Raw genomic sequence first — 25910 nt, forward strand, 5'->3', positions numbered from 1 at the left:
GCCCCACCGAGGGCTCGGTGGGGGGCCCAGCCGAGGGCTCGGTGGGGGGCCCAGCCGGCGGATCGGTGGGGGGCTCAGTCGGCGGGCTTGAGGACATACCCGGCGCCGCGCAACGTGTGGATCATCGGTTTGCGGCCCGCGTCGATCTTCTTGCGCAGGTACGAGATGTAGAGCTCGACCACGTTGGCCTGGCCGCCGAAGTCGTAGTTCCACACCCGGTCGAGGATCTGCGCCTTGCTCAGCACCCGGCGCGGGTTGCGCATCAGGTAGCGCAGCAGCTCGAACTCGGTGGCGGTGAGGGTGACCAACTGGCCGCTGCGGCGTACCTCGTGGCTGTCCTCGTCCAGGCTGAGGTCGCCGACGGTCAGCACCGCGTCGGGCCGGGCGGCGACGGCGAGGCCGGAGCGGCGCAGCAACGCCCGGAGCCGGGCGATCACCTCCTCCAGACTGAACGGCTTGGTGACGTAGTCGTCGCCTCCGACGGTCAGCCCGGCGATGCGTTCCTCCACCGCGTCGCGGGCGGTCAGGAAGAGCACCGGCACCGTCGGGGTCTGTGCCCGCAGCCGGCGCAGCACCTGGAAGCCGTCCAGGTCGGGCAGCATCACGTCGAGCACCACCACGTCGGGCTGGAACTGGCGGGCGGCGCTCAACGCCGTCGTGCCGTCACCCGCGCTGCGCACCTGCCAGCCCTCGTAGCGCAACGCCATCGACAGCAGGTCGGTCAGGGTCGACTCGTCGTCGACCACCAACACCCGCACCGGCGTACCGTCCGGGCGGCTCAACTCGATCCGGCCCTGCTCGACCTGCCAGTTCATGACCATGTGCCTCATCGTGGGCGAAGTGACTGTGTCGGACCTCTGCTCTTCCTGTGTACCAGCTGTGCGGTACCGGCTGGGGGCGGTTTGCCCTGCTGGCGGCCCGGGTACCGCGTCCGGTGGTACCGGGTCGCCCCTCGACGCGGTAACGGGACGAGGAGGAACGTCGATGAGGACGCTGGACGGGCGGTACCGCCTCGATCAGCGCATCGGCATCGGTGGCATGTCGGAGGTGTGGCAGGCCCACGACACCGTGCTGGACCGACCGGTCGCGGTGAAGCTGATGTCGCCGGCCAGGGCCGACGACGGCCGGCAGGTGGAGCAGATCCGCACCGAGGCGCGCTCGGCGGCCCGGTTGGTCCACCCCAACGTGGCCAGCGTGCACGACTTCGGGATGTCCTCGACGCTGGGCGGGCGCACCGTGCCGTACATCGTCATGGAACTGGCCGAGGGTGAGACGCTCGCCGCGCACCTGCGTGCCGGGCCGCTGGACTGGCGGATCGCGGTACGGGTCTGCGCCGAGGTGTGCGCGGCGCTGGCCGCCGCGCACGCGCACGGCATCGTGCACCGCGACGTCAAGCCGGCCAACGTGATGCTCACCCCGGCCGGGGTGAAGGTGCTCGACTTCGGCATCGCCACCGCCGTCGGCAAACCCGACGCCAGCCCGGAGGGGATGGTCGTGGGCACTCCGGCCTACCTCGCCCCGGAGCAGTTCGACAGGTGCCCGGTCACCCCGGCCGCCGACATGTACGGCGTGGGGGTGCTGCTCTACTACAGCCTCACCGGACGGCTGCCGTACGCTGCCGCCACCGCCACCCAGTTGATCGGCGAGCGCCGCCGGCACCCACCGGAGCCGCTGCCGGAGATCGCCGGGCTGCCGCCGGAGGTGGCCGCGCTGTGCCAGGACTGCCTGGCCGACGATCCGGCCACCCGACCGACCAGCCTGATGGCCGCGTTGCTGCTGGCCGAGGCGGTCGACGCCCGGGTGTACGTGCCGATGCTGCAGCTGACACCACCGGCGCCGCGGATGTCGCCGTGGACCGAACGGGCCGCCACCGAGGCCACCCAGGCGGCCGTGCTCACCGACCCGACGCACCAGCACTGACCAGCCCCTCCTGCGGAGTTTCAGCAGGTGGGGGGCGGGTAGCCGGCGCGGGAGGGACGGGAGGAGCGCGATGCCGGAGCCGAGTTCCTGGTTGCACACCGCCACCGCCACCGCCGAGGGCGGGCACGTACGCACCGACGACGGCGAACTGTCGACCGCGCTGGCGTCCCCGTTGGCGCCGCACTGCACCGGGCTGACCCCGGAGCAACTACTGGCCGCCGCCTTCGCCTCCTGCCTGCACCACGCGGCGGTGGAGGCGGCCGGCGGGATCACCGACGAGGCCCACACCGTCCAGGTACGGGCCGAGGCGCGGCTCGGCCGCGACGACGACGGCCGGTACCGGGCCGACGTGCACGCCACCATCGCCTCGACCGGGTTGAGCCCGCAGCAGCTGGCCGAATTGGTGGAACACGCCGACCGGCTCTGGCCGTTCTCCAGTGCCGACGGCAGCCGGCACCGGCTCAGGGTTTCCCGGGCCGAGAACGGACGCCGCTGAGCCGCTCCCGACCGACGGGCTCCTGGGGGCCCGTCCGGACCGGTCGTCCTCCTCCGAACGGTGGAGTCCGCCGGACACCCGTGGACCCGCCACCCCCTACCGGCCTTTCGCGGCGTTGATCCCTCCAATTCGGGTTTATCCGACATAGGTGACATCGGATTGAGATCCGTTTTGCGGCTATCTGCCGGCAATCGAGCACGAGATCCGGCCAAATTGTGGCGCATGCCACCAACCTGGCCGATGGCAATCGGTGCCAGGCTTTCTAGCCTCGGCGGGTGCACCCCATTGATCCCTTCGAGCAGAACCAGGCCGGGTCGCGGTCCAGTGACCATTCGACCGAAAGCTTATTAACCGAAAGGACGATCGGCCGGCATCGTACGCCGGCACGCCGCTGGCGCGGTGCCGCGCTGGTCACCTCGGCCCCGTTCCGGGTCGCCCTCGCCACCGGTGTGTGCTGCTGCCTCGGCGTCACCGCCTTCGCGGTCAGCCGGCCCGACGCCGAGGGCACCGACCGGGCGGTCCGCGAGGCGCTCGTCGACCGGGCCGCCGAGGTTGACCGACGCGCCTCGCGGGACCTGGAACGCAGCGCCCTGCCCGACCCGCTCTCACCCAGCCCGACCCTCTCCCCCAGCCCGACCGTCTCCACGGTGCCGAGCCCGACGAAACCGGCCGCGAAGCCGAAGCCCAAGGCGACCCCGAAGCCGAAGCCGACCACGCCGCCGCGTCCCCGCCCGGTCGCCGGACTGTCCCAGCGGCAGATGGACAACGCCAAGGTGATCGTCGACGTCGGCGCCGACCTGAAGATGCCGCGCCGGGCGATGGTCGTGGCGGTGGCCACCGCCATGCAGGAGAGCAATCTGCACAACCTGGCCAGCGACGTACTCCCCGAGTCACACAGCTACACCAACCAGGGCAGCGGCTCGGACCACGACTCGGTGGGCCTCTTCCAGCAGCGGCCCAGCAGCGGCTGGGGCACCGTCCGCGAGCTGATGCAGCCGGCGCACGCCGCCCGGCTGTTCTACGAGGCGCTGCGCGAGGTTCCCGGCTGGGAGAACCTGAGCATCACCGGGGCGGCCCAGGCCGTCCAGATCTCGGCCTACCCGGACGCCTACGCCCAGCACGAGCAGCGGGCCACCACGGTGGTCAGCGCGCTTACCTGACCCGGCCGGCCGGTCACCGCACCCGGGCGTCCTGTGGTCCGGGCGGCGGTTCCACCGCGCCTGCGGCGGCCCGGGTGGCCGGCACGCCACCGGTCGCAGCGGTGGGCGGGTCGACCGGCACCGCCTCCACCGTCACGTCGCTGAGGAGTTCGTCCACCTGGTCGGCACGTCGACGCCGGGCCTGTAGGGCCGCCTCGAACTCGCGGCGGGCCCGTACCGCCTCGGCGTACGCCCGTTCCCGTAGCTGGCGGGCCTCCTCGCGGGCCGCGTCCAGCTCGATGCGGGCCTGGGCGAAGACCTCGGCGGCCCGGCGCTCCAGGTCCGCCGGCTCCCGACCGGGCCGGCCGGCCGCCGCCACCCGCCGATCCACCAGGGTACGGAGCCGGACCGCCTCCTGTCGGATCTGGTCGGCGTCCCGGCCGGGTACGACGCCCTCGGCCCGCGCCGCCAGCCGGGTCAACCCCACGCTCAGCTCGGTCAGACAGGAATCCACCTGACCCTGGTCGTAGCCGTTCGCAACGACGGAGAACCTCATTCTGTCGCCCCCCAGGCAGCTGGTGTCTCTTCCCCCACCTGCCGATCCTCGACGCACCGCCGCCGGAGCCGGGGGCGTTCGGGAAAAATGCTCAGCATTCGAGCGGGGGCCGGGGACGAACCGGCACGAACCCCGGATCAGACGCGCTTGGGCAGCACCACGACCCGGCCGAAGAACTCGTCGATACGCCGCACCACGTCGTTGAAGTCGTCAAGGTCGATCGGCTTGGTGACGTACGCGTTGGCCTGCAGGGTGTAACTGCCGACGATGTCGGTGTCGGCGTTGGAGGTGGTGAGCACGACGATCGGAATGGTCCGCAGGTCCTCGTCCTGCTTCACCTCGCCGAGCACCTGCCGCCCGTCCATCCGGGGCATGTTGAGGTCGAGCAGGATGACGTCCGGCCGGGCGGCACCGCTGTGCCGGCCCTCGCGACGCAGGAACTCCATCGCCTCCTGCCCGTCGCTGACCACGTCGATGACCTTGTCGACGTCGGAGTCGGCGAGGGCCTCCTCGATCATCAGAACGTCGCCGGGGTCGTCGTCCACCACCAGGATGCGAACCGGGCTCGGGGTACCTACGCCCATGACTACCTGCCTCATCTCGGCGGAAACGGGGACCGGACGGTCACCACGCTGGCGGGGAAATGTAGCCCATCAGGAAGCGGCCTGTGACATCGGGTCGACCCGCTCCGGGTCGTACCGCAGGACCTCCCACAGGCCGGTCACCCGCAGGACCCGTTCCACCCGGCCGGAGGCACCGGTCAGCCGCAACCAGCCCCCGTCGCGCTCCGCCCGGTTGTCCCCCCGGACGAAGGCCGCCATCCCGGTGGAGTCACAGAAGACCAGGTCGGTGAGGTCCACGAGGAAGTGACGCGCCCCGTCGTCGAGCAGCCGGTCAAGTACGGTGTGGAGTTGGCCGACCGTGCTCAGGTCAAGTTCGCCGCCCAGGCGCAGCCGCATCGCGCCGGGCGCCCAGGGCGCGTACGTGACGGTGAACGTCAACGTGGTCCCCTTCACTCCACCACAGGCTGATGCTTGCAGTGGAGCAAGTATAAGCAGGCCGCCGCGCCAACCCGACCGGCCGGGCGTCAGCGACGCCGCGCGTCGAGCCCGCCGGGCACCCGCGCCGCCGCGGCACCGAGATAACCCGCGGCCCGCGGGAAGTCCCGCAACTGTTGTCCATAATGATCCACGGTGAGCCCCAGCGCCGCGGGTGGCACGCCCCGGCTGGTCAGGATCACCAGCAGCCAGTCGATGAAATCGGTGAACAGCGACCCGTCGTCCACATAGACCGCCGCGGCCAGGAAGTCCACGATGTAACCGAGGTCGCTGACGGTGGAGTCGAGCTGGGTGGGGCTGTAGTCCCGGGTCCGCGGCGCCCGCTCGTACAGGTCGGCCAACCCGCTGTCGATCAACTCACCCCGGCGTCTGACCAGGCTGGCGTACTCGTCGTCGGCAAGGTGGGGCAGCTCGGCGGTGAGCATCCGACGTAACGCCCGCTCGTCGGCCACCAGTTCGGCGGCGGCAGGGGCGTCCGGGGCCCAGTTCACCCCGAGCCGGCCGGCCCAGCGGCCGTCCACGCCGAACCCCCGACCGCCGACCACCACCGGCACGTCCGAGCGGCGGCACGCCTCGATCATGCGGTGGGCGTACGGCAGCCGCATCGGCAACGCGCAGGCCAGCGCGACCGCGTGTGCGTCGTGGCGGTGCAGGTACGACACCAGGTGCGCGGCCGGGACGCTGGCACCCAGGAAGGTGACCTGCCACCCCCGCAGCCGCAGCACCTCGGCGACCAGCCGGGGCGGCAGCGCGTGCCACTCCCCGTCCATGCACGCCACCACGATCCGTTCCCGGGTCGGCCGGGGATCGGCGTACGCCACCACGGCGGCGACCACCCGCTCGCTGATGTGGGTGGCGGCGTGCTCCTCGGCGACGCTCCACTGGTTGCGGGCCCACCGCTCGCCCACCTCGACCTGTGCCGGTGCCACCAGGTCAAGCAACACCCGCTCGGCGGGCACCCCGGACTCCAGCAGGGCCAGCGCCACGTCGGTCGCGGCGTACTCGTCGGCCTCGGCGAGACAGTCCAGGTATTCCGGGTAGGCCGCGGCCGGGCCGGCGTGGGTCACGGGGGCGACCATGCTCAGCGCCCCCTCGCCTCGGGGTGGGGCCCGGCGGTGGGCACGGCGTGCAGATGACGGGCCGGTCGGGAGGTCGGCCCGACCGCGCGCAGGGCAAGCACCGCGATGTCGTCGTGGTCGCCCTGGGCGAGCCAGTCGCAGGTCACCTGCTCGAGCCGCTCAGCCAGTGCCGGCGCCGGCATCCGTTGACACCCCAGGAGCGCGTTGAGCAGCCGGTCGGTGCCGAACTGCTCGTCGCCACGGCGACCGCCCCGCGCCTCGGTCACCCCGTCGCTGTAGAGCAGGCAGGTCTCGCCGGGGGCCAGCCGGACCGTCACCTCGCCGAGGCGGGGATCGGGCACCACACCGATCAGCATCCCGCTGAGCTTCACGACCTCGACGGCGCCCGCGTTGCGCAGCACCAGGGGCGGCAGATGGCCTCCACCGGCCATGGTCAGGATCAGGCTGCCGTCGCGCTGCGGCCGGGCCACCCCGAGGATCATGGTGGCGAACCGGCCCTGACCGTGCGCCTGGGTGGTCTCCAGCAACGCGTCGTTGAGCAGACCCAGCAGCCGCGCCGGCTGGGACTCGACCCGGTGCAGGGCCTGGAGGCACTGCCGCAGCTGACCGGTGAAGACCGCCGCCTCCACCCCCTTGCCGGAGACGTCACCGAGGAAGAACACCGAACCGCCGTCGGCCAGCCGGTGCGAGCCGTAGAAGTCGCCGCCGATCCGCAGGCCCGCCTGGGCCGGTCGGTAGGCCGTTCCCCACTGCACGCCGCTTGTCTCCGCCGGCTCCACCGGCACCAGGCTGGCCTGCAGGGTGTCGGCCACCTCGGCCTGCTCGCGGTAGAGCACCGCGGTGGTCAGGGTCGCGCCGGCGCGGGCGGCGAAGGCCCGCACCAACTCCAGGTCGGCGTCGTCGTACCACCGGCTCGCGCGTCGGGCCACCAGCAGCACTCCCGCCGGGGCCTCCCGGCCGGGCAGCGACACCACCCGGGCGCTGGTCTGCGCCGCGCTCAGGCCCGGCAGCCAACCCGCCTCCACGGCCTGCTCGACGAGCCAGTCCACCGAGTGCGGCTCGGTGCCGGCGAGGCCGGCCGCGATCGCCGGCGGCAGGTCGACGACGGTCAGTACCCCGGTGTCGACCGCCGGCGCCTCGTCGTCGACCCGCGAGGCCCGCCACCAACGGCTCCGGCCGGAACGTGGGGCGAGCACCAACACGGCGACCTCGGCCAGGGTGGGCACGGCGAGGCGGACCACCGCCGCCGCCGCCCGGTCCGGATGCAACGGGTTGCCGAGCTTCTCCCCCACCACCGCCAGGAAGGCCGACCGGGCCCGCTCGGCCAGCAACGCGTCGGCCCGGCTGACGCTCTCGGTCACGTCCTCGACGTACCAGCAGCAGCGGGCGGCGGACAGCGCGACCCGGCGGACCCGCAGCCGACGACCGTGGTGGGTGACGTCGCCGGTGGTCGAGTCCGGGGCCAGCCCGTCCAGGCCCGCCGCGGTGAGCGGCGCACCGACGACGACCTCGGGAAGCAGTCGCTCGGCTACCGGGCTGAGGTGACGCACCACACCCTCGGCGTCGCAGACGATCAGGCCCTCGCGGAAGTGCTCGACGACCTCGGACCAGTCGGGCGCGGCGTGACTGCGGTCGGGTGCCAGGGGGGCCAACGCAGAGCGGATCCCGGCGTCGACGGGCCTCGCCGAGGCCCGTGCGGCGCTCGGCGGGGTACTCCGTCCGTCGCCGGGAACTCCACCCCGAACGTCGGCGCCAGCCACCAGCTTGAGCCTCACTCCTTGTCGACACCCCGCACCCCGCCGGCGGCGGGTGTGATCCAGTCCTTCCTCGTCACCCTACGCCGGTCTGCCGACACCGCCACCCGGGTACGCCGTCCCGGTCATAATCTGCGGATCCACCGCGTGATTGTTACGATTCCGGCAGCCACCCCCGCGGAAAGGCGTGATCTTGGTACTCCCTGGGCGGAAGCCGGAGGCGACACCCCTGGGTCTCGTTGTCGACCGGACGGATCCGAACGCACCCCTGATCCGGGTCAGCGGCGACCTCGCGTTCGCCACGGCCGGGCCGCTGCGGGTCGAGATCGACCGGATGCTCGTCGACCACCCACCCGCCATCGTGCTGGACTTCGGCGAGCTGCTCTTCATCGACAGCACCGGCCTGTCGGTGATCGTGCACGCCTGGCGGGAGGGCCAGCAGGGTGGCACCGCCATCCAGCTGCGTTCCACGCCCCGGTTCCTGACCACGATCCTGGACATGACCGGCGTCACCGGCCTACTCGCCCGCCCCCTGGCCGCCTCCGGCGGGTACCGGTCGCCGACGGCCGGCCGGGCACCGTCACCACCGGCTGCCTCCGCGTAGGCACCCCCTCGGGGTGCCCCCGTCGCGAACGGCTGCCAGACTGGGGGCATGCCGCCGCAACTGCTGTCCATCGAGGTGACCCGGCTGGACGCCGGGCGCGCCCGGCTGCGGCTGGCCGGAGAGCTGGATTTCGACACCGCGCCGGAGCTCATCGCCGTCGGTGCCGAGCTGCGCCGGGAGGGTCACCAGGAGCTGCTGGTCGACCTGACCGGGGTCACTCTCTGCGATTCCTCCGGGTTGAGTGCCTTCCTGGTGATGCACCGTGGCGGCTCCGGCGCGATCCGGCTGACCGGGATGAGCCCGCAGCTCCAGCAACTGCTGGACCGCACCGGTCTGGCCGAGCTGCTGGCCGTGCAGCACAGCGACGTGACACACCACGGCATCACCGACGGGGACCGCGCGGTCGGCTGAGCGCCCCGGCCCGATCCGGGTTTCCGGTCGGCCCGCCCGGGTAGCCGCGCGGGATGAGCGAGACCGACGGTCGACGCACCGCCCACCGGGCGATGATCGTCATCGGGCTGGTGCTGGCCACCCTGCTCAGCCTGGCGCTGCTCTGGATCACCCGACGGGTGCTGGGCTGGCTGGTGCTCGCCGCGTTCTTCGCGACCGCCCTCAAACCGCTGGTCGACCGCCTGGAGCGCCGACTCGTCCGACGCCGCGCGCTGGCGACGCTGCTGGTCTTCGTGGCCACCTTCACCGTGTTCACCGCGCTGGCAGCGGTGATCGTCGTGCCGCTGTTGGACGAGATCACCCATGCCGTCGACCGGGCCCCGACGCTGCTCGCCCAGGCTCGCGAGGGGCAGGGCCCGGTCGGGGCGGTGCTGGACCGGCTGAATCTGAGCCGGTACGTGGCCACCCACTCCGGCCAGATCGACCAGTACGCCGACCAACTGCGCCGACCCGCCCTGGACCTGCTGCGCGGCGCGGCGGAGACGGTGATCGCCATGATCAGCGTGACGGTGCTGGCGTACCTGATGGTGTTGGAGGCGCCGCGGCTGATCCGCTGCACCCTCGACCTGGTCGGCCCCGGCCCGGGTGAGCGGCTACGACGGGTCGGGCGAGCGGTCTCGCGTACCGTGACCGGCTACCTCACCGGCAACCTGCTGATCAGCGTGATCTGCGGCGGGCTGACCTTTGTCGTCCTGGTCCTGATGGGGGTGCCGTTCGCCGCGGTGATCGCGCTGCTGGTGGCGATCGCCGACCTCATCCCGCTGGTCGGGGCGACCCTCGGCGCCCTGATCGCGGCGGGCGCCGGGTTCGTCCACTCGCCCACCGCCGGCATCGTGGTGCTGGTCTTCTTCGTGGTCTACCAACAGGTGGAGAACCACCTGCTGCAACCGGTGATCATGTCCCGGGCGGTCCGGCTGAACCCGCTGACCGTGCTGGTGAGCGTCTTCCTGGCCGCCGATCTGGCCGGGGTACTCGGCGCGCTGCTGGCCATCCCGGCCGCCGGGATCGTCCAGATCCTGCTCCGCGAGTTCGCCCCGGCCCGGCCCTGGCTGCGGTCCGGCCGCACCGGGAAGCCCGTTGGCAGGTCCGGGCGCACCGGGAAGCCCGCGTCCGGGCCGGTCGGCGACGACTCAGCGGCGACGGGCGGGCACCTCGGGTGAGGAACTCTCCAGCGGTACGGCGTTGGCCGGCACCAGACCGAGTTGCACCGCCGGCCGGGGCAGGGCCGCGTCGAGCACCCAGTCGGCGCCGATCCGGGCCCGGTTGCCGGGCATCGCCAGCAGGTGGTAGCCCCGGGTGACGGCCTTGGCGGGCAGCCCGGACAGGGAGATCTTCAACGGGTTCGCCGCCGCGTCCCGGCCACCCAGATCGACCACCCAGCCCAGGTCGTGGTGCTTGTACGGCCGACGTCGCCCCTGCCCGTAGGAGGCGGCGATGTTGTGCGCCACGAGCTTGCCCTGCCGCTGGGCGTGCTGGGCGGTCATCGTGCAGATCTCGCCGGGGCGGGTCAGGTCGGGCACCGCGGCGGCGTCCCCGCAGGCGTAGACCTCCGGGAACCCGGGGACGTTGAGGTACTCGTCGACGACGAGCCGGCCCCGCTCGGTACGCAGTCCCAGGTCGGCGACGAACGGATCGGGGCGTACCCCGACGCACCAGACCAGCGAGCAGGTCGAGACGTACCCGCCGTCGGTCAGCCGCACGCCGTCGGCGGTGGCCTCGGCGACCGAGGTGCCCATCCGCACGTCGACGCCCCGACGCCGCAGCACCCGGTCGGCGGTGTCCGACATCCGCCGGTCCAGCTCCGGCAGGACCCGGGGGGCCACATCCAGCAGCATCCACCGGGGGCGGATCGACAGCCGGGGTCGTTGGGCGGCCAACTGGTCGGTGAACAACTGACCGTGGGCGGCCACCTCGGTACCGGTGTAACCCGCGCCGACCACCACGAACGTCGCCCGAGCCTGCTGCTCGGCCGGATCCTGCGCCTGCTCGGCCAGCTCGATCTGCCGGACCACGTGGTCGTGCAGGTACAGCGCCTCGGGCAGGCCCCGGAAGCCGTGGGCGTACTCGGTGACCCCCGGGATGGGCAGCAGCTTGTTCACGCTGCCGACGGCGAGCACCAACCGGTCGTACGCCAGCCGGCCCCGGTCGCCCTCGGGCTGGGTGAACCCGACCCAGCGGTTCTGCAGGTCGACCCGGTCGGCCTCACCGACGACCACGCGCACCCCGTCGAGGGTCCCGCTCAACGGCACCGAGACCCGACTCGGTTCCACCACCCCGGCGGCCACCTCGGGCAGCAACGGCAGGTAGAGGAAGTAGTCGGTCGAGTTCAGCAGCACGATCTCGGCCCGGTCGCGGGCCAGCCGGCTGAGGGTCTTCGCCGCGTGGTATCCGGCGAAACCGGCCCCCACGATCACCACACGAGGTTTCGTCATACCTGGTGCCGTTCCCGCCGACCCGCCGGACAAACCTCACCCGACGGACCGACCGGCGACCGACCGGGCCCGCTCCGGACGTGGCGAGGCCCCCGGCGCGGAGTCGATCCGCGCGCGGGGGCCTGGTCGTCGCGGCCGGCTCAGAGCCGCTCCTTGATGACCTCCGTCGGGCCGGGCTCGGCGTTGCGGGTGGCCCGCAGGCTGGTGATGGTGACGATGGTCAGCACCCCGACGATGACCCCGAGCGAGACCAGGGTGGGGATCTCCGGCAGCCCGGGCCAGATCCCGTGCGCCCAGTGCAGGCCCAGCTTGATGCCGATGAACGCCAGGATGACCGCCAGGCCGTAGCTGAGGTGCACCAACCGGCTCAGCGCGGCGTGCAGGACGAAGTAGAGCGCCCGCAGTCCGAGCAGCGCGAAGGCGTTGGTCGCGAAGACCAGGTACGGATCCTCGGTGATGCCGTAGACGGCGGGCACCGAGTCGACGGCGAAGACGATGTCGGTGGCGAAGACCGCGACCACGACCAGCGCCAGGGGGGTCAGCGTCCGCCGGCCGCCGAGCTTCACGATCATCCGGGTGCCGTGGTACTCGTTGGTGACCGGCATGATCCGGCGCAGCAACCGGACCGAGCGCATCTTCGAGATGTCGACTTCCTGCTCGTGCCCGGAGAGGGCGTCGCGCAGCAGCTTGACCGCGGTGAGGATCAGGATGATCGAGAAGAGCAGGAAGGCGAAGTCGAGCGTCTGCAGGGCGGCGGCGCCGAGGGCGATGAAGATCGCGCGCAGCACCAGCGCCCCGGTGATGCCGAAGAGCAGCACCCGCTGGGCGAGCGCGGCCGGCACCGCGAAGGCGGCCAGCAGCAGCATGAAGACGAAAAGGTTGTCGACGGAGAGTGACTTCTCCACCAGGTAGCCGGTGAGATACTCCACACCCTGCTGCGAGCCGAACTCGTACCAGACCCAGGCGCCGAAGGCCAACGGCAGCGCGATGTAGAACGTCGACCAGCCGAGGGCCTCCCGCATCGACACCTCGTGCGGGCGCCGGGTGACCAGGAAGTCCAGGCACAGCAGGGCGATCACGCCGGCGATGGTGACGGCCCACAGGGTGGGGGTACCGACCGACGTCAGCTCACCGGCGGACAGATAAGAGATTTCGGGCATGAGGTCTCCTCGAACACCATTCCATGTTCGAGGTCTCCTTCACCCAGCATTCGCTGGGCAACCACCCGAGGTGCACGCCAGTGCACCGTACTGACCGGTATGGTTCGTGGGAAGTACTCCCCTCGTGCGACAAAGATTAGGCCAGCCGGGCCGGCTTACCAAGTCCAACGGCCCAACCCGCCCGCGCGCGCCGCCGGCGAAGCCTGTCGTCCCCAATTTCGTCACGCTGGGTGATCTCCCCGGTCGACACCACTCGCCTGCGGGCCTGCCGGTCGGCCGCGCCGGTCAGGCCCGGCGCAGGGCGGTACCGGGGGCCAACGCCGGCTCGACGATTTCCCGGTAGTCGCGCGGCAGCTGGGTCACCACGTCGTCGAACTCACCGCCGGAGATCGCCTCCCGCAGGGTGGTGAAGACGGCCTGGACGGCGTACCGGGCGGCGGACTCGTCGAGCCCGGCCCGCAGGCTCACCCGGGCCACGAACTCGGCCGCACCGAACCTGTCGGCGGCCTCGGTGCCCGGGCTCGGCCTGAGGACCAACCGCAGTGGCTTGGGCAACTGCGCGGCCAGGTCCAGCACCTCGCCGCCGGTGAGCCGCTCGGCGAGGGTCTCCAGGGTTGCCCGGGTCAACTCGACCGCCCGCTCGCCGGACGTGCGGGCACGCCGGGCCACCTGGTCGATGAAGGTGTCGTAGTCCATGCCCGTACTCCCTCGGCTCGTCGGGGCGGCACGGGTACCCGCGGCTGCGGCGGGGAAACGGGGCGCGGCGCCCGGGCCTCGACCGGGCCGAAAGCCCACCGGGCCGGAACAGAGCGGGCCGAAAGCCCACCGGGCCGAAACAGGCGGTGCCCCGGACCGCGAACCGCGACCGGGGCACCACAGAACCTGACTCCGCCAGCCGGACCCGAACCGGGTCACGGCCGCGAGGCGGATGTACGCCCGAACCGGGCGGGCATCACTGCCGCCGTAAGCATACGTGCGCCATCGTCCTAACGGATGATTTTCAGCAGAACTGTGGCCCATCGCACGTTCTTGATCACCTTGGCGGGTACGTGCGGAGCGGGCCGACGCCGGCTCAACCGCGGGTGCCGCCGTGCCGGTCCCGCACCTTCAGCCGGGTGGTGGGCAGTGCCGGGGCGGGCAGGGGCGGCGCCGGATCGTCGGCCACGGCACCGAACCGGTCGCTGCCGGCCGCCCAGTCCTGCCGGGCGGCGGCGACCTCCTCGTGGGAGCGGCCGACGAAGTTCCACCACATCACCAACGGCTCCTCGAACGGGACGCCGCCCAGCAGCAGCAACCGGCTGCCGGGCTCGGCCCGCAGGGTCAACTCCGTCCGACCGGCCCCCAGGTAGAGCAGCACGCCGACCTCCAGCGTCATCCCGTCGACCTCGGCGGAGCCGGACATGGCAAGCAGTCCGTACTCGAAGTCGTGGCGCAGCGGCACGGTGGCCGGTCGGGGGCCGCCGACAGCGAGGTCCACCCCGACCAGCGGCGTGTGCACCACGGCCGGGGACCGGGCGTCGCCCAACTCGCCGACCAGGACCGTACCGACCAGGTCACCGCCCTGCCAGGTCGGCAGGTCGGCGTGGTGGGCGAAGTCGGCCGCGCCGGCCCGCGCCGGGTCGGGTAGGGCCACCCAGAGCTGCACGCCATGCATGACCGGTGGGCGCGTCGCGGGCGAGCGTTCGGAGTGGGCGATGCCGTACCCGGAGGTCATCACGTTGAGCTGGCCGGGCCGGATGGGCTGGACGTTGCCGAGGCTGTCCCGGTGGATGATCTCCCCGTCCAGCAGCCAGGTGACGGTCTGCAGCCCGGTGTGCGGGTGCGGCGGTACGGTCATCCCCGGCCGTTCGGCGACGTCGTCCGGGCCGAAGTGGTCCACGAAGCACCACGCGCCGACCATCCGGCGCTGCCGCTGCGGTAGCAGCCGGCGCACCGTGGTCCAACGCCCCAGCGGCACGTCGTGGCCGGGCAACAGGACGCTGCCCGGATCGGTCGCGGCCGTGCCGGCTGGCCGGGTCAGCGCCGGCATCGTTTCGGTACGCTCCACCGAGCTGACTCTACGCTCAGCTGCGCCCGACGGTCACCAGGTTGGCCCCGGCGACCAGGTCCACCCAGATGCGGTCGGTGGCGTTGTCCCACTGCGGGCTGTCGACCACCTGCCCGGCGGCGATGCCGGCCTGCCGCTGGTCGTACACCCGGATCGTGCCGGCGCCGGAAGCGGCCCGGACCCGCGCCGGAGGGTCCCCGGCCGACCGGATCAGCAGCTCGTTCAGGCCGCCGGACATCCGCACCGACAGGGTGCCGGTGACCTGCGGCAACCGTAGGTCGACCCGGGTCGCTCCGCCGATCAGCTCCACCCCGGCCAGCCGGCCCCGGCTCAGGTCGAGCACCTGCTCGTCGACCCCGCCCACGATCTTCAACTGCCAGGTGACCCGCGAGTTCAGCACCACGTCGACGACTCCGGGGCCGGGTCGACCGGTCTGCTCGACGTACAGCCGGACCTTGTCCCCGCGCAGCTGCGGTTCCGGTCTGACACCGCCGGCCGGGGCACCGATCCGGTACAGGTCGTCACCGAGGTCGTCGGCGCGCAGCGCCAGGGTGGTGAGTCCGTCGAGGAGCTCGAAGGTGGCCGCACGCCGACCGTCCAGCGCCGCGGTCAACGCACCGTCGGGAGCCGGCTCCGCCGGCACGGCGGTCTCACCCGTGGGTGGTCGACCGTCACCGTCCCCGGAGAACGCCACCCCCAGCGGATTGGGGGCGGCGAGCGTGGCGGCCACGGCGGCGGCGCCGAGGGCGAGCACCACCACGACAGCGGCGGTCAACCACCTGGTACCTCGCGACCAGCGGCGCCGGGGCGGCGGCGAACCGTCCGCCGGCGTGCCGTCGACGTCGATCAGCAGCCCGTCGTCCGGTGGTCCGACCGGCGGCCAGGGCGACATGCCGAGACGGTGGTCGTCGGGTCCCGGCCCGACGTCGCCGACCAACGGCTCCCACGGGTCGTGCTGGTAGCCGCCGTCGACCCGGCCCAGGGCGCCGGCCACCCAACCCGGGGCGGGATCGGCCGGCACGGCGGCGGACTCGACACTGTGCGGGGCCGCGTCGGCGGGCTTGACGGCAGCCTCGTCCGGACTCGGGCCGGCGTCGACAGGGCGCGGGCCGGCGTCTGCCGGTGGCGCGCCCGCCTCGACGCGACGCGGAGCCGCCTCGGCAGGCACGGCGGCAGGTTCGACGCGACCGGGCACCGGGTCGAAGATGGACGGCGCGGTGCCGGCGGAGGCCGAGACCGACGCGGTGTCGGCGGGGGCCGACGCGGGGTCAGCCGGGGCCCAGCCCGATGCGGCGCTAGCGGACGCGGCGGCGGGGGCCGACGCGGGGTCGGCCGGAGCCCAGCCCGATGCGGCGTCGGCGGTGGTCGGCGCGTTGTCGGCTGGTGCGACGCGGACGGGGTCGTCGGCCGGCGCACGGTCGGCGCGCGTCGGACCGTTGGCCGGCCGGTGCGGTGGTGTGGGCGGAGCGCCCCCGGTCGCTACATCCGGCCAGAACTCCTCCGTGGTCGGCACGGTGGCCGGTGCGAGTCCCACGATCTCGATCGTGGGCTCGTCGGCATCCGGGACAGGTCTCGTCACCGGACGTCGGTACATCTCGTGGTCCGACACGACCTTCCCCTTTCGCGGTCCCCCGCCAGGAGATACGTGCCCGGACCGCTTTCGGATCAACCCGGCGCAGGTCACGCTGCCGGGTGTGGAGACGCCGCTGGCCGGTACCCCCGGATGGGGGGTACCGGCCAACGGCCTTGAACCTGTATCGCGGGGGTCAGCTGTTCCAGTGCTCGGCGACCAGGTCAGCGGCCTGCTTCTCCCACTGCGCGTAGTGGTCCGGGAACGCCGACACCTGCACCGTCTGCGCGGCCCTGGTCAACGACATGTCCTCCCAGCCATCGACCTGCTTCAGACCCTTCAGGAACGCCGTGGTCGCATACTGCGGATCGGTGATCTGCTCCACCGTCCCCCAACCACTGGACGGACGCTGCTGGAACAAGCCCTGCGAGTCATGATCGTTACGGTCACCCAGATGACCCAGGTTCTCCAACTTCGACTCCTGCAAACTGGTAGCGATCGCCACCACCGCGGCCCGCTCGTCCATCCCGGCCTTCTTCGTCGCCGCGATGATCTCCTTCGTGTTGGTCACCTGCTCGTCGTTCAACTCGATACGCGACTGACCCGACGGCTCACCATGCGGCAGCAGAGCCGCCGTGTCCGGCTTCGACTCCTGCACCGCAGCCACCGGAGCCAGACCCGACGTCACCGGGGTGGCATCCTGATGATTCAGCGGACCCGCCGCCAGACCACCGGCAACCGCCAGACCCGCAATACCCAACACACTCCTACGAATGATCGTCGTCATGAGAAAGCTCCAACCTGGGGGTCGACACCCACACCACAAGGGGAAAAACACCGGTGCGGATGCGAGCACCACGAGGCGCCCACCAACAAGAAAAGGGGAAAGATCCCGCCGACCGGGAGCAGAGAAGAACCCCTGCTCACCGCGCCGGGTCCAGATGTAACGACCGACCACCCACCGTCATTCCCCGGCGGGCCCACCCGGCCCGGCCCGCAGGCCGAACCGCCGAGCTACTCGGTCGTACGCAGGGTGTAACGACCCCCGGCCCGCACCCATTCCACCCCGACCCCGCCCAGAGAACCGGACAAAACCCCCGACGCGCCTCAACTCGCCCCCAACAAGGGACAGGCGTTCACCTCAGACCCCCCGAAGAGACAAAGCGGACATAAGGCCTGGTCGGCTGCGTTCACGGCCGCACTGTCCACGGGCCGACGAGCGACCCAATCACCCACCCGCACCCAGGCGGTAGATCTTGGACATTTACCGTTCTATGTGAACGGTAAATGTCCAAGATCTACCCGACACCCGCGATCCACGTCGGGGCACCGTACACGGGCATCCGGTACGCCCTGGAGCACACCGCGCCCGGACCCCCGCCCGCCCACGTGTAAGGAAGGGCCCCTTTTACATCAGAAAGCGATAACAGGGGGCCCTTCCCGGGACTGCGTAGATTTCCGTGTTTGACCTGGGTGTGGTCCGTTGGACAGGACGTCGATCCTGTCCAGGAAGGACCACGTCATGGCAGACAAGAAGAATCCGGTTCAGCTTCCGGGGCCGTCGGTGGCGGAGCGGGAGTTCGCCCAGCAGTTGGTCGAGCGGGCCAAGGCCGACGGAGTCTCGTTGGTCGGATCGGGTGGGCTCCTCGCCGGGATTACCCGCACCGTCCTGGAATCAGCGCTCGACGCCGAGTTGGACGCCCACCTCGACGACGCCGGTGTTGACGAGGAGACCGGTCGGCGGGTCAACATCCGTAACGGTCACGGGGTGAAGACGGTGCAGACCGAGGTCGGGCCGGTGCGGATCCAGGTCCCTCGGGACCGGGCCGGGTCGTTCACCCCGCGGATCGTGCCGAAACACGCCCGCCGCCTTGACGGCTTCAACGAGGCGATCCTGTCGTTGTACGCGAAAGGGTTGACGACCGGGGAGATCTCCGCGCATCTCGCCGATGTGTATGACGCCGAGGTGTCCCGGGAGTTGATCAGCCGGGTCACCGACAGTGTCCTGGCCGACATGGAAGCGTGGCGGCAACGCCCCCTGGACCGGATCTATCCGGTGGTGTTCATCGACGCCCTGGTGATGAAGATCCGCCAGGGGCAGGTCGCGAACCGACCCGTCTACGTCGTCGTGGGGATCAGCCTCGACGGGGAACGCGACGTGCTCGGCATGTGGGCCGGCACCGGCGGTGAGGGCGCCAAGCAGTGGGCCGCCTACCTCACCGAACTGCGTAACCGGGGCGTCGAGGACGTGTTCATGGTCTGCTCCGACGGACTCAAGGGCATGACCGACGCGATCGAACAGGTGTGGCCGCTCGCGGTGCATCAGCAGTGCGTCGTCCACCTCGTCAGAGCCAGCCTGCGCTACACCAACCGCAAGGACTGGCAGAAGATCACCCCCGCGTTGCGGGAGATCTACACCGCGCCCACGGTGGCCGCCGCCGAGACCCGGTTCGAGGCGTTCGCCGCCGAGTTCGGCGACCGCTACCCGGCCGTCATCAAGCTGTGGCGCCAGTCCTGGCCCCAGTTCGTGCCGTTCCTGGACTACAACCACGAGGTCCGCAAAGTCCTCTACACCACCAACATCATCGAGTCCCTGAACGCCCGGTTCCGGCAGGCCGCCCGCCGCCGCGGGCATTTCCCGACCGAGCAGGCCGCGATGAAGGTCCTCTACCTCGTCGTCCAGCAGAAACGCCGGGGCGGCGGGAGTATCACCGGCCGGGTCTACGGTTGGGCCAAGGCCCTCAACGCCCTGATCCTGGCCTACAGCGACCGGATCACCATCTAACAACCTCGATCACACCACAGGCCCAAACACGGAAATCGCCACACTCCCGGCCCTTCCTTACCGGTAAATGGGGGTTACCAGAGTTCGTGGACGATGTCGGCTGCCTGCTGCTCCCATTGGGCGTAGGCGTACGGGTAGGCCGAGACCTGGACGGTCTGGGCGGCGGCGGTCAGCGGCAGCTCCTGCCAGCCGCCGACGTTCTTGAGTGCCTCGAAGAACGCGGTGGCGGCGTACTCGGGGTCGGTGATCTGGTCGGGCGTGCCCCAACCGGACGACGGACGCTGCTGGAACAGGCCCTGCGAGTCGTGGTCGTTGTACATGCCCAGGTGGCCGAGGTTGTAGAGCTTCGACTCCTGTAGCGAGGTGGCCACGCCGATGACCGCGCCACGCTCCCCCACGCCGGTCTGCTTGGCGGTCGCGATGATGGCCCGGGCGTTGGAGACCTGGGCGTCGTCCAGGGGGATGCGGGACTGGGCGCCCTCGACGCCGTGCGGGATCAGTTCGTCCCGGGTCGGCTTGGCCGTCTCGGTCCGGGCGCCGCCGGCCTGCCAGGCTCCGGTGGTCAGCCCGGACTCGACCGGGTCGGCCGCTCGGCTCTTACCGGTGGCCAGGTCGATGGCGGCCACCGCGCCGGCGTGCGGGGTGCTGGTGATCGGTGCGGCGACGGCGGTGGGCCCGAAGGCCAGGCCGCCGATGACGGCCACCCCGACGACGGAGAGGGTGGCCTGACGGGAGGGGGTCTTGGCGATGGCGGGGAGCCATCGGGTGAAGGGGGACTTCACGATGGTTGCCCTTTCGATCGTTACGACGCGCTGCGACGGTGAGCGCCTCTTCGGGACAGGGGCTGCCGACGCGGGTGTGCTGGTCGGCGCTTTGGGGATGCCAACCACCCCGCCGTGTCCGTCATTCCGGACATGCGGCTATCGGCGCGGGCTGTGGTCCGGGTCACGCCCGGGAATCGGACGGGCCACCCCCGACCCGTCACAACCCAACGAGCGGACCGGATGCCCGCACCGTCCCGGACCGGGAGCGGCCGGAAACGCCGAGGTGCGCCCGGCGATCGGACGCCCGCGCCGTCCCCGGCCCACGACCGACCGGGAAACGAACGGGGTGCGCCCGGCGATCGGACGCCCGCGCCGTCCCCGGCCCACGACCGACCGGGAAACGAACGGGGTGCGCCCGGCACCCGCCGGACGCACCCCGTTCTCCGACTCGGTCAGTGGCCCCGGGCCAGCCACTGCTCCAACTGGGGTGCCTCGGCGCCGATGGTGGTGCTGTCGCCGTGCCCGGTGTGCACCACGGTCTCCGGCGGCAGGGTGAGCAGCCGGGTCCGGATCGAGGCGATGATGGTGTCGAAGTCGCTGTACGAGCGCCCGGTGGCACCCGGACCGCCGGCGAAGAGCGTGTCGCCGGTGAAGACGACCCCCAGCTCCGGCGCGTGGAAGCTGCACGCGCCCGGGCTGTGCCCCGGCGTGTGCAGCACCCGCAGGCTGGTCCCGGCCACCTCGATCGTCTCGTCGTCGACGAGTTCACCGGCGGGTGGGACGTCGGGGTGGACCATGTCCCACAGCACCCGGTCGGCGGGGTGCAGCAGCACCGGCGCGTCGACGGCCCGGGCCAGGGCCGGGGCGAACAGGACGTGGTCGTCGTGACCGTGGGTGGCCAGGACGGCCCGGACCCGCCGACCGGCAACCACCGCCAGGATCGCGTTGACGTCGTGCGGGGCGTCGAAGACGACGCACTCGGTGTCGTCGCCGAGCACCCACACGTTGTTGTCGACGTCGAAGGTCTGCCCGTCGAGGGAGAACGTGCCGGAGGTGACCGCGTGGTCGATACGGGCCGCCATCAGAACACCACCACCGAGCGCAGGACGTCACCGTGGTGCATCCGGGTGAACGCCTCCTCCACCTGGTCCAGCCCGATCTCCTCGGTGACGAACGCGTCGAGGTCGAGGCGGCCCTGCAGGTACAGCTCGGTCAACAGCGGGAAGTCCCGGCTGGGCAGGCAGTCGCCGTACCAGCTGGACTTGAGCGACCCGCCGCGGCCGAAGACATCGAGCAGCGGCAGCTCGACGGTCATCTCCGGGGTCGGCACGCCTACCAGCACGACCGTGCCGGCGAGGTCGCGGGCGTAGAAGGCCTGCTTCCAGGTCTCCGGCCGACCGACGGCGTCGATGACCACGTCGGCGCCGAAGCCACCGGTGGCCGCCTGGATCGCCGCGACCGGGTCGTCCTCGGAGGCGTTGACGGTGTGGGTGGCACCGAACCTGCGGGCCCAGTCGAGCTTGCGGGAGTCGGTGTCCACCGCGATGATCGTCGTCGCCCCGGCCAGGACCGCGCCGGCGACGGCCGCGTCACCGACGCCACCACAGCCGATCACGGCCACCGAGTCGCCCCGGGTCACCTGCCCGGTGTTCATCGCCGCGCCGAGCCCGGCCATCACCCCACAGCCGAGCAGGCCGACCGCCGCCGGTCGGGCCGCCGGCGCCACCTTGGTGCACTGGCCGGCGTGCACCAGCGTCTTCTCGGCGAAGGCGCCGATGCCCAGGGCCGGGGTCAGCTCGGTGCCGTCGGTGAGGGTCATCTTCCGGGTGGCATTGTGGGTGGCGAAGCAGTACCAGGGGCGGCCGCGCCGGCAGGCCCGGCAGGTGCCGCAGACGGCCCGCCAGTTCAGCACCACGAAGTCGCCCGGCGCCACGTCGGTGACGCCCTCGCCCACCTGCTCCACGGTCCCGGCGGCCTCGTGGCCGAGCAGGAACGGGTAGTCGTCGTTGATGCCGCCCTCGCGGTAGTGCAGGTCGGTGTGGCAGACCCCGCAGGACTGCACCCGCACCACCGCCTCACCCGGCCCCGGATCGGGTACCACGATCGTGGTGACCTCGACCGGAGCACCCTTGCTCCGCGACACGACTCCCCGGACCTGCTGACTCACGTTGCCTCCCTGTTCCGGTTCCCAGGGCGAACCTACCGCCGATCACCCCGGCCGGCTCACCGACCGGCCTGGGTCACCCGGCGGCGAGCTGCCGCCGGGTGACCCTGCGGTACCGCAGCACCTGCACCACACCGAGCGCCCAGAGCAGGTACTGCACGGCGAAGGCCCACCGGAAGGACGACAGCGCCGGGTTCGCCGCACCGGCGGGGGTGGTCAGGTCGAGCACGAAGCCGATCGCCAGGATCAGGACGATCGAGGCGACGAAGCCACCGACGTTGACGATTCCGGTGGCGCTGCCGAGGCGGTGCGCCGGGTTGAAGGTCCGGGCGTAGTCGAAGCCGATCGCCGAGCCGGGGCCGCTGACCGCCAGCACCACCACCAGCACGACCAGCAGCCACCCCGGTGCCCGACCGGGCCAGGCGAGCACCACCGTCCACATCAGGGCGGTGCCGCCGACCAGGGCCAGGACCAGCGACGAGCGGTGGTACGGGTGCCGCGCGCAGAGCTGCGCGATGACCGGCGCGAGCAGCAGCCCGACGACGGTCATGACGGTCAGCGTCGCGGCGGCGGTGGTGGGGGCGAACCCCTGCCCCTGTACGAGGAAGGGGTAGCCCCAGAGCAGCGCGAAGACCGTGCCGGGGAACTGGACGACGAAGTGCGTCCAGAGGCCGAGCCGGGTCCCCGGCTGCGCCCAGGCGTCGGCCAGTCGCTGGCGGACGACGGCCAACCCGGGCGGCGCGACGGTGGCGGTCTCCCGGTGCGGGGTGTCCCGGACCGCGACGGCCACCATCATCGTGACGCTCGCGCCCACCGCGGCGGCGATCAGGAACGCGGTGCTCCAACCGGTGGCATGTAGCAGCGCCACCAACGGCACCGCGCCGAGAATCGCACCGAACTGACCGAGGGTCACGGTCAACTGCACCATCATCGGGTTGCGCCGGCCGGGAAACCAGGAGGCCACCAGCCGCAGCACGCTGATGAACGTCATCGCGTCACCGAAGCCGACCAGGACCCGTCCGGTCACCGCCAGCGGCACGTCCGTGGCGAGGGCGAAGCAGAGCTGGCCGGCGACCAGCAGGGCACCGCCGACGAGCAGCAGCCGGCGGGAGCCGTACCGGTCGAGCAGCACCCCGACCGGTACCTGCATCACGGCGTACACCGCGAGTTGGGCGACGGAGAAGGTGGCCAGCGCGGAGGCGTTGATGCCGAACCGGTCGGTGGCGTCCACCCCGGTCACCGCCAGCGAGCTGCGGTGGAACACCGCCGCCGCGTACGCGCTGAGGGCCACCGCCCAGACCATCCCGGCCCGGGCAGGGGCCGCCTCGACGGCGCGGATCCGGTCGAGCACGGTGGCAGGCATGATCTCCATCATCACCGCCGGCTCCCGGCCGGTCACCGCGCCCCGGTCGGGCGTGGTCCGGGACACGTGGGGCGGGCGGTAAGGCGGAGCCGATCGGACCATATTGCGGACACCGGGCCCGCCAGCCGGCGCGACAGTGGCGCACTGGGCAGAATCGACGCATGTCTCCTCACCGGTGGCTGCTCGCCGACCAACTCGGGCCGCACTTCCTCGACGACCCCGGTCAGCCGGTGCTGCTCGTCGAGGCACGGGAGGTGTTCCGCCGTCGGCCGATGCACCGGCAGAAGGCGCACCTGATCCTCTCCGCGCTGCGCCACCGGGCCGCCGAGCTGGGTGACCGGGCGGTCCTGCTGCGCACCGGCACCTTCCGGGAGGCGCTCGGGCAGCTCGGCGGGGCGGTCGAGGTGTGCCATCCGCACTCCCGGGCCGCCCTGGCATTCGCCCGGTCGGTCGACGGACTGACGGTCCTGCCGCCGCGTGGCTTCATCACCAGCCAGGCGGACTTCGCCGCCTGGGCCGACCGCAGCCGGCGGGCACCGCTGCGGATGTGGGACTTCTACCGGGAGAACAAGCGTCGGTACGGGGTGTTGACCGAGCCGGCGGGTGGTGCGCGGGCCCGTACCCCGGCTCGCCGTGACCCGCTCGACGTGCCCCCGCCGCCGGCGGTCGAGGAGGACGACATCGACGCACAGGTGCGTCGTGACCTCGACCGGTGGGCCGCCGAGGGGGTCCGGTTCGTCGGCCGGGACTCCCCCCGCCGCTACCCGGTCACCCATGCCGAGGCCGAGGCCCGGCTGGCGCACTTCCTGCGGCACCGGCTGGCCGAGTACGGCCGGTTCGGTGCGGTGATGAGCGCCCACGACCCGACCCTGGCGCACAGTGTGCTCTCCTCCTCGTTCAACCTGGGGCTGCTCGATCCGGAGCCGGCGGTACGCCGAGCCGAACAGGCCTGGCGCGACGGGTGGGCCCCACGCTCGGCGGTCGAGCCGTTCATCCAGCAGCTGCTCGGTTGGCGCGAGTTCCTCTGGCAGCTGTACTGGTACGTGGAGCCGTCGTTCCGGGGTGGCCGGTGGCTGCCCGCCACCGAGCCGCTGCCGGACTGGTTCCGCGACCTCGACGCCGACGCCGTGGAGGCCCGGTGCCTGGCCGACGTGCTCGCCGGGGTACGGGACCGGGGCTGGGCCCACCACGCCCAGCGGTTGCTGGTGTTGGGCAACTACGGGCTGCAGCGGGGTTGGCGGCCGGCGGAGCTGGTCGAGTGGTTCCGGCAGTCGTTCGTCGACGGCACCGACTGGGTGATGAACGCGACGGTAATCGGCATGAGCCACTACGCCGACCTGGGTCGCGTCGACACCCGGCCGTACGCGGTCGACGGGGCGTACATCGACGAGATCAGCGACTACTGTGCCGGCTGCCGGTACGTTCCGGAACGCGCCCTCGGCGACCTGGCCTGCCCGTACACCGGGGGTTTCGAGAGTTTCCTGCACCGCAACGGGGCCCGACTGGCCGACGATCCGCGGTTGACCGCGGAGCTGGCGGCCCGGGACGATCCCGAGCACCGGGAGGCGGTGCTGGCCCAGGAGGAGAAGCGCGGCGACAACCCGCCGTGACGTCGGCGGGCGGCGACACCGGACCCGACGGACGGCCCGGCGGCGTGGGTCAACCCGGCGGGGTGGCCGGATCCGGCGCCGGTGCGCGGGTCGGGGCGGACCGGGCGGCGGCCCGGCGGGCCAGGGCGTGGGTGAGCAGGCGCTGACCGACGTCCAGGAACCGGCCGTAGGACACCGGCGCGACCCGGCCCAGCAGGTCGGGCAGCTTCGCCGACCAGCCGATGAGCACCCGTGGTCGGCGGCGACGCACCCCGGTCAGGATGATCTCGGCGGCGCGGGCCGGGTCGATGGTGAGCAGTCCCTCGAAGCGGCGCAGGTCGGCGGCGAAGTCCTCGGCGGGCACCCCGCTGCCCATCCGGGCGTTGCGCGCGATCGAGGTCCGGATGCCGCCGGGGTGCACCGAGGTGACCCCGACGCCGTCGGCCCGCAGTTCGTGCCGCAGCGCCTCGGTGAAGCCCCGGACGGCGAACTTGCTGGCCGCGTAGGCGGTCTGCCCGGCCGGGGCGATCAGGCCGAAGAGGCTGGAGACGCAGACCAGGTGGGCGCCCGGCTCGGCCTTGAGCGCCGGCAGCAGGACGTGGGTCAGCTGCACCACCGACCGGAAGTTGACGTCCATCACCCAGCCGAACTCGTCCAGGCTGATCTGGTCGAACCGGCCGCCCAGGGCCACGCCGGCGTTGTTCACCAGCAGCCGGATCCGCGGGTGCCGGTCCCGGATCTGCTCGGCGACCTCGGCGGTGCGGGTCGCGTCGGCGAGGTCGACGACGTGGCCGGTGACCTGCTGGTCGGGGTACCGGGTCCGGAGTGCGGTCAGCACCGTGGCCAGCCGCTGGGCGTCGCGGTCCAGCAGCACCAGGTCGCTGCCGCGGCGGGCCAGACCGTGGGCCAACGCCTCGCCGATGCCGCTGGCGGCACCGGTGACCACGGCGGTGCCGCCGGTGAAGTCGAAGGTACGCATC

The 25910-nt window shown here is 72.0% G+C and carries 25 protein-coding genes; 8 read left to right on the plus strand and 17 right to left on the minus strand.

The annotated features are described in order from the left end of the window. Positions 1-74: 74 nt before the first annotated feature. On the minus strand, positions 75-821 hold the full coding sequence (locus GA0070617_RS17100) for a response regulator transcription factor (RefSeq protein WP_091439021.1): 747 nt from the start codon (positions 819-821) through the stop codon (positions 75-77). A 163-nt stretch (positions 822-984) separates the two neighbouring features. Between GA0070617_RS17100 and GA0070617_RS17105 the strand changes: the two genes are divergently transcribed. From GA0070617_RS17105 to GA0070617_RS17115, 3 genes are all read left to right on the plus strand, one after another. Next, positions 985-1920, plus strand: a complete 936-nt coding sequence (locus GA0070617_RS17105) for a serine/threonine-protein kinase (protein ID WP_091439024.1) — start codon at positions 985-987, stop codon at positions 1918-1920. Between the two features lie 70 nt (positions 1921-1990). Continuing rightward, positions 1991-2416, plus strand: coding sequence for an OsmC family protein (locus tag GA0070617_RS17110; RefSeq protein ID WP_091439027.1), 426 nt, complete (start codon positions 1991-1993; stop codon positions 2414-2416). Between the two features lie 275 nt (positions 2417-2691). Then, positions 2692-3576: a hypothetical protein gene (locus GA0070617_RS17115; protein WP_229688645.1), complete on the plus strand. Its 885-nt coding sequence runs from the start codon at positions 2692-2694 to the stop codon at positions 3574-3576. 13 nt (positions 3577-3589) lie between these two features. On the opposite strand, the gene GA0070617_RS17120 is transcribed toward GA0070617_RS17115, so the two are convergent. The 5 genes from GA0070617_RS17120 to GA0070617_RS17140 form a co-directional block, all read right to left on the minus strand. Then, on the minus strand, positions 3590-4111 hold the full coding sequence (locus GA0070617_RS17120; RefSeq protein WP_091439030.1) for an ATPase: 522 nt from the start codon (positions 4109-4111) through the stop codon (positions 3590-3592). Positions 4112-4248: 137 nt separating this feature from the next. Then, a complete protein-coding gene (locus tag GA0070617_RS17125; protein WP_091439033.1) occupies positions 4249-4695 on the minus strand; it encodes a response regulator in 447 nt (148 codons plus the stop codon). A gap of 69 nt (positions 4696-4764) precedes the next feature. Then, positions 4765-5112 carry an STAS domain-containing protein gene (locus GA0070617_RS17130; RefSeq protein WP_091446564.1) on the minus strand — a complete coding sequence of 116 codons (348 nt, stop codon included), beginning with the start codon at positions 5110-5112 and terminating at the stop codon, positions 4765-4767. An 86-nt stretch (positions 5113-5198) separates the two neighbouring features. Then, complete coding sequence (locus GA0070617_RS17135) at positions 5199-6248, minus strand: cobalamin B12-binding domain-containing protein (protein WP_091439036.1); 1050 nt, start codon at positions 6246-6248, stop codon at positions 5199-5201. Positions 6249-6250: 2 nt separating this feature from the next. Further along, entirely contained in the window at positions 6251-8008 is a 1758-nt protein-coding gene (locus GA0070617_RS17140) for a PP2C family protein-serine/threonine phosphatase (protein WP_091446566.1), read from the minus strand. 181 nt (positions 8009-8189) lie between these two features. On the opposite strand from GA0070617_RS17140, the gene GA0070617_RS17145 reads away from it, so the two are divergent. Genes GA0070617_RS17145 through GA0070617_RS17155 form a run of 3 tightly spaced genes read left to right on the plus strand, consistent with a single transcriptional unit; the run spans position 8190 to position 10216 of the window. Then, the gene (locus GA0070617_RS17145; RefSeq protein ID WP_091439039.1) at positions 8190-8606 is read left to right on the plus strand and encodes an STAS domain-containing protein; all 417 of its coding nucleotides are present in this window, start codon (positions 8190-8192) and stop codon (positions 8604-8606) included. 48 nt (positions 8607-8654) lie between these two features. After that, a complete protein-coding gene (locus tag GA0070617_RS17150; protein WP_091439042.1) occupies positions 8655-9017 on the plus strand; it encodes an STAS domain-containing protein in 363 nt (120 codons plus the stop codon). A gap of 53 nt (positions 9018-9070) precedes the next feature. Beyond that, positions 9071-10216: an AI-2E family transporter gene (locus GA0070617_RS17155; RefSeq protein WP_091439045.1), complete on the plus strand. Its 1146-nt coding sequence runs from the start codon at positions 9071-9073 to the stop codon at positions 10214-10216. Here GA0070617_RS17155 and GA0070617_RS17160 read toward each other — a convergent pair. From GA0070617_RS17160 to GA0070617_RS17185, 6 genes are all read right to left on the minus strand, one after another. Then, positions 10187-11488: an NAD(P)/FAD-dependent oxidoreductase gene (locus tag GA0070617_RS17160; protein ID WP_091439048.1), complete on the minus strand. Its 1302-nt coding sequence runs from the start codon at positions 11486-11488 to the stop codon at positions 10187-10189. The genes GA0070617_RS17155 and GA0070617_RS17160 overlap by 30 nt on opposite strands. A 140-nt stretch (positions 11489-11628) precedes the next feature. Beyond that, positions 11629-12648, minus strand: coding sequence for a TerC/Alx family metal homeostasis membrane protein (locus GA0070617_RS17165; protein WP_091439051.1), 1020 nt, complete (start codon positions 12646-12648; stop codon positions 11629-11631). Between the two features lie 285 nt (positions 12649-12933). Next, a complete protein-coding gene (locus GA0070617_RS17170) occupies positions 12934-13344 on the minus strand; it encodes a DUF2267 domain-containing protein (RefSeq protein WP_091439053.1) in 411 nt (136 codons plus the stop codon). A 376-nt stretch (positions 13345-13720) separates the two neighbouring features. Next, a complete protein-coding gene (locus GA0070617_RS17175) occupies positions 13721-14695 on the minus strand; it encodes a pirin family protein (RefSeq protein WP_091439056.1) in 975 nt (324 codons plus the stop codon). 16 nt (positions 14696-14711) lie between these two features. After that, entirely contained in the window at positions 14712-16274 is a 1563-nt protein-coding gene (locus GA0070617_RS31575) for a hypothetical protein (protein WP_229688644.1), read from the minus strand. A gap of 187 nt (positions 16275-16461) precedes the next feature. After that, the gene (locus tag GA0070617_RS17185; protein ID WP_091439060.1) at positions 16462-17052 is read right to left on the minus strand and encodes a hypothetical protein; all 591 of its coding nucleotides are present in this window, start codon (positions 17050-17052) and stop codon (positions 16462-16464) included. 735 nt (positions 17053-17787) lie between these two features. Here GA0070617_RS17185 and GA0070617_RS17190 point away from each other — a divergent pair. After that, the gene (locus GA0070617_RS17190) at positions 17788-19050 is read left to right on the plus strand and encodes an IS256 family transposase (RefSeq protein ID WP_091435527.1); all 1263 of its coding nucleotides are present in this window, start codon (positions 17788-17790) and stop codon (positions 19048-19050) included. 74 nt (positions 19051-19124) lie between these two features. Here GA0070617_RS17190 and GA0070617_RS17195 read toward each other — a convergent pair whose 3' ends face one another. From GA0070617_RS17195 to GA0070617_RS17210, 4 genes are all read right to left on the minus strand, one after another. After that, positions 19125-19832 carry a hypothetical protein gene (locus GA0070617_RS17195; protein ID WP_091439064.1) on the minus strand — a complete coding sequence of 236 codons (708 nt, stop codon included), beginning with the start codon at positions 19830-19832 and terminating at the stop codon, positions 19125-19127. Between the two features lie 434 nt (positions 19833-20266). Further along, positions 20267-20896: an MBL fold metallo-hydrolase gene (locus tag GA0070617_RS17200; RefSeq protein WP_091439067.1), complete on the minus strand. Its 630-nt coding sequence runs from the start codon at positions 20894-20896 to the stop codon at positions 20267-20269. Then, positions 20896-21981 (minus strand): S-(hydroxymethyl)mycothiol dehydrogenase, encoded by a 1086-nt coding sequence (locus tag GA0070617_RS17205; RefSeq protein WP_091439071.1) that lies wholly within the window; start codon positions 21979-21981, stop codon positions 20896-20898. Before GA0070617_RS17205 ends, GA0070617_RS17200 begins: the two co-directional genes overlap by 1 nt. 73 nt (positions 21982-22054) lie before the next feature. Further along, on the minus strand, positions 22055-23407 hold the full coding sequence (locus GA0070617_RS17210) for an MFS transporter (protein WP_229688588.1): 1353 nt from the start codon (positions 23405-23407) through the stop codon (positions 22055-22057). Positions 23408-23502: 95 nt separating this feature from the next. Between GA0070617_RS17210 and GA0070617_RS17215 the strand changes: the two genes are divergently transcribed. Then, positions 23503-24951 carry a cryptochrome/photolyase family protein gene (locus GA0070617_RS17215; RefSeq protein ID WP_091439073.1) on the plus strand — a complete coding sequence of 483 codons (1449 nt, stop codon included), beginning with the start codon at positions 23503-23505 and terminating at the stop codon, positions 24949-24951. A gap of 49 nt (positions 24952-25000) precedes the next feature. Here the strand turns inward: GA0070617_RS17215 and GA0070617_RS30630 are convergent, their stop codons facing one another. Continuing rightward, positions 25001-25909, minus strand: coding sequence for an SDR family NAD(P)-dependent oxidoreductase (locus GA0070617_RS30630; protein WP_175440779.1), 909 nt, complete (start codon positions 25907-25909; stop codon positions 25001-25003). Position 25910: the final 1 nt, after the last annotated feature.

This window comes from Micromonospora yangpuensis, from assembly GCF_900091615.1.
GTDB classification, from domain to species: domain Bacteria; phylum Actinomycetota; class Actinomycetes; order Mycobacteriales; family Micromonosporaceae; genus Micromonospora; species Micromonospora yangpuensis.

Coding starts and splice junctions, on each gene's coding strand:
- GA0070617_RS17100 (WP_091439021.1), bottom strand. CDS start 821: ATGGTCATGAACTGGCAGGTCGAGCAGGGCCGGATCGAGTTGAGCCGC.
- GA0070617_RS17105 (WP_091439024.1), top strand. CDS start 985: ATGAGGACGCTGGACGGGCGGTACCGCCTCGATCAGCGCATCGGCATC.
- GA0070617_RS17110 (WP_091439027.1), top strand. CDS start 1,991: ATGCCGGAGCCGAGTTCCTGGTTGCACACCGCCACCGCCACCGCCGAG.
- GA0070617_RS17120 (WP_091439030.1), bottom strand. CDS start 4,111: ATGAGGTTCTCCGTCGTTGCGAACGGCTACGACCAGGGTCAGGTGGAT.
- GA0070617_RS17125 (WP_091439033.1), bottom strand. CDS start 4,695: ATGGGCGTAGGTACCCCGAGCCCGGTTCGCATCCTGGTGGTGGACGAC.
- GA0070617_RS17135 (WP_091439036.1), bottom strand. CDS start 6,248: ATGGTCGCCCCCGTGACCCACGCCGGCCCGGCCGCGGCCTACCCGGAA.
- GA0070617_RS17150 (WP_091439042.1), top strand. CDS start 8,655: ATGCCGCCGCAACTGCTGTCCATCGAGGTGACCCGGCTGGACGCCGGG.
- GA0070617_RS17155 (WP_091439045.1), top strand. CDS start 9,071: ATGAGCGAGACCGACGGTCGACGCACCGCCCACCGGGCGATGATCGTC.
- GA0070617_RS17160 (WP_091439048.1), bottom strand. CDS start 11,488: ATGACGAAACCTCGTGTGGTGATCGTGGGGGCCGGTTTCGCCGGATAC.
- GA0070617_RS17165 (WP_091439051.1), bottom strand. CDS start 12,648: ATGCCCGAAATCTCTTATCTGTCCGCCGGTGAGCTGACGTCGGTCGGT.
- GA0070617_RS17170 (WP_091439053.1), bottom strand. CDS start 13,344: ATGGACTACGACACCTTCATCGACCAGGTGGCCCGGCGTGCCCGCACG.
- GA0070617_RS17185 (WP_091439060.1), bottom strand. CDS start 17,052: ATGACGACGATCATTCGTAGGAGTGTGTTGGGTATTGCGGGTCTGGCG.
- GA0070617_RS17190 (WP_091435527.1), top strand. CDS start 17,788: ATGGCAGACAAGAAGAATCCGGTTCAGCTTCCGGGGCCGTCGGTGGCG.
- GA0070617_RS17200 (WP_091439067.1), bottom strand. CDS start 20,896: ATGGCGGCCCGTATCGACCACGCGGTCACCTCCGGCACGTTCTCCCTC.
- GA0070617_RS17215 (WP_091439073.1), top strand. CDS start 23,503: ATGTCTCCTCACCGGTGGCTGCTCGCCGACCAACTCGGGCCGCACTTC.
- GA0070617_RS30630 (WP_175440779.1), bottom strand. CDS start 25,909: ATGCGTACCTTCGACTTCACCGGCGGCACCGCCGTGGTCACCGGTGCC.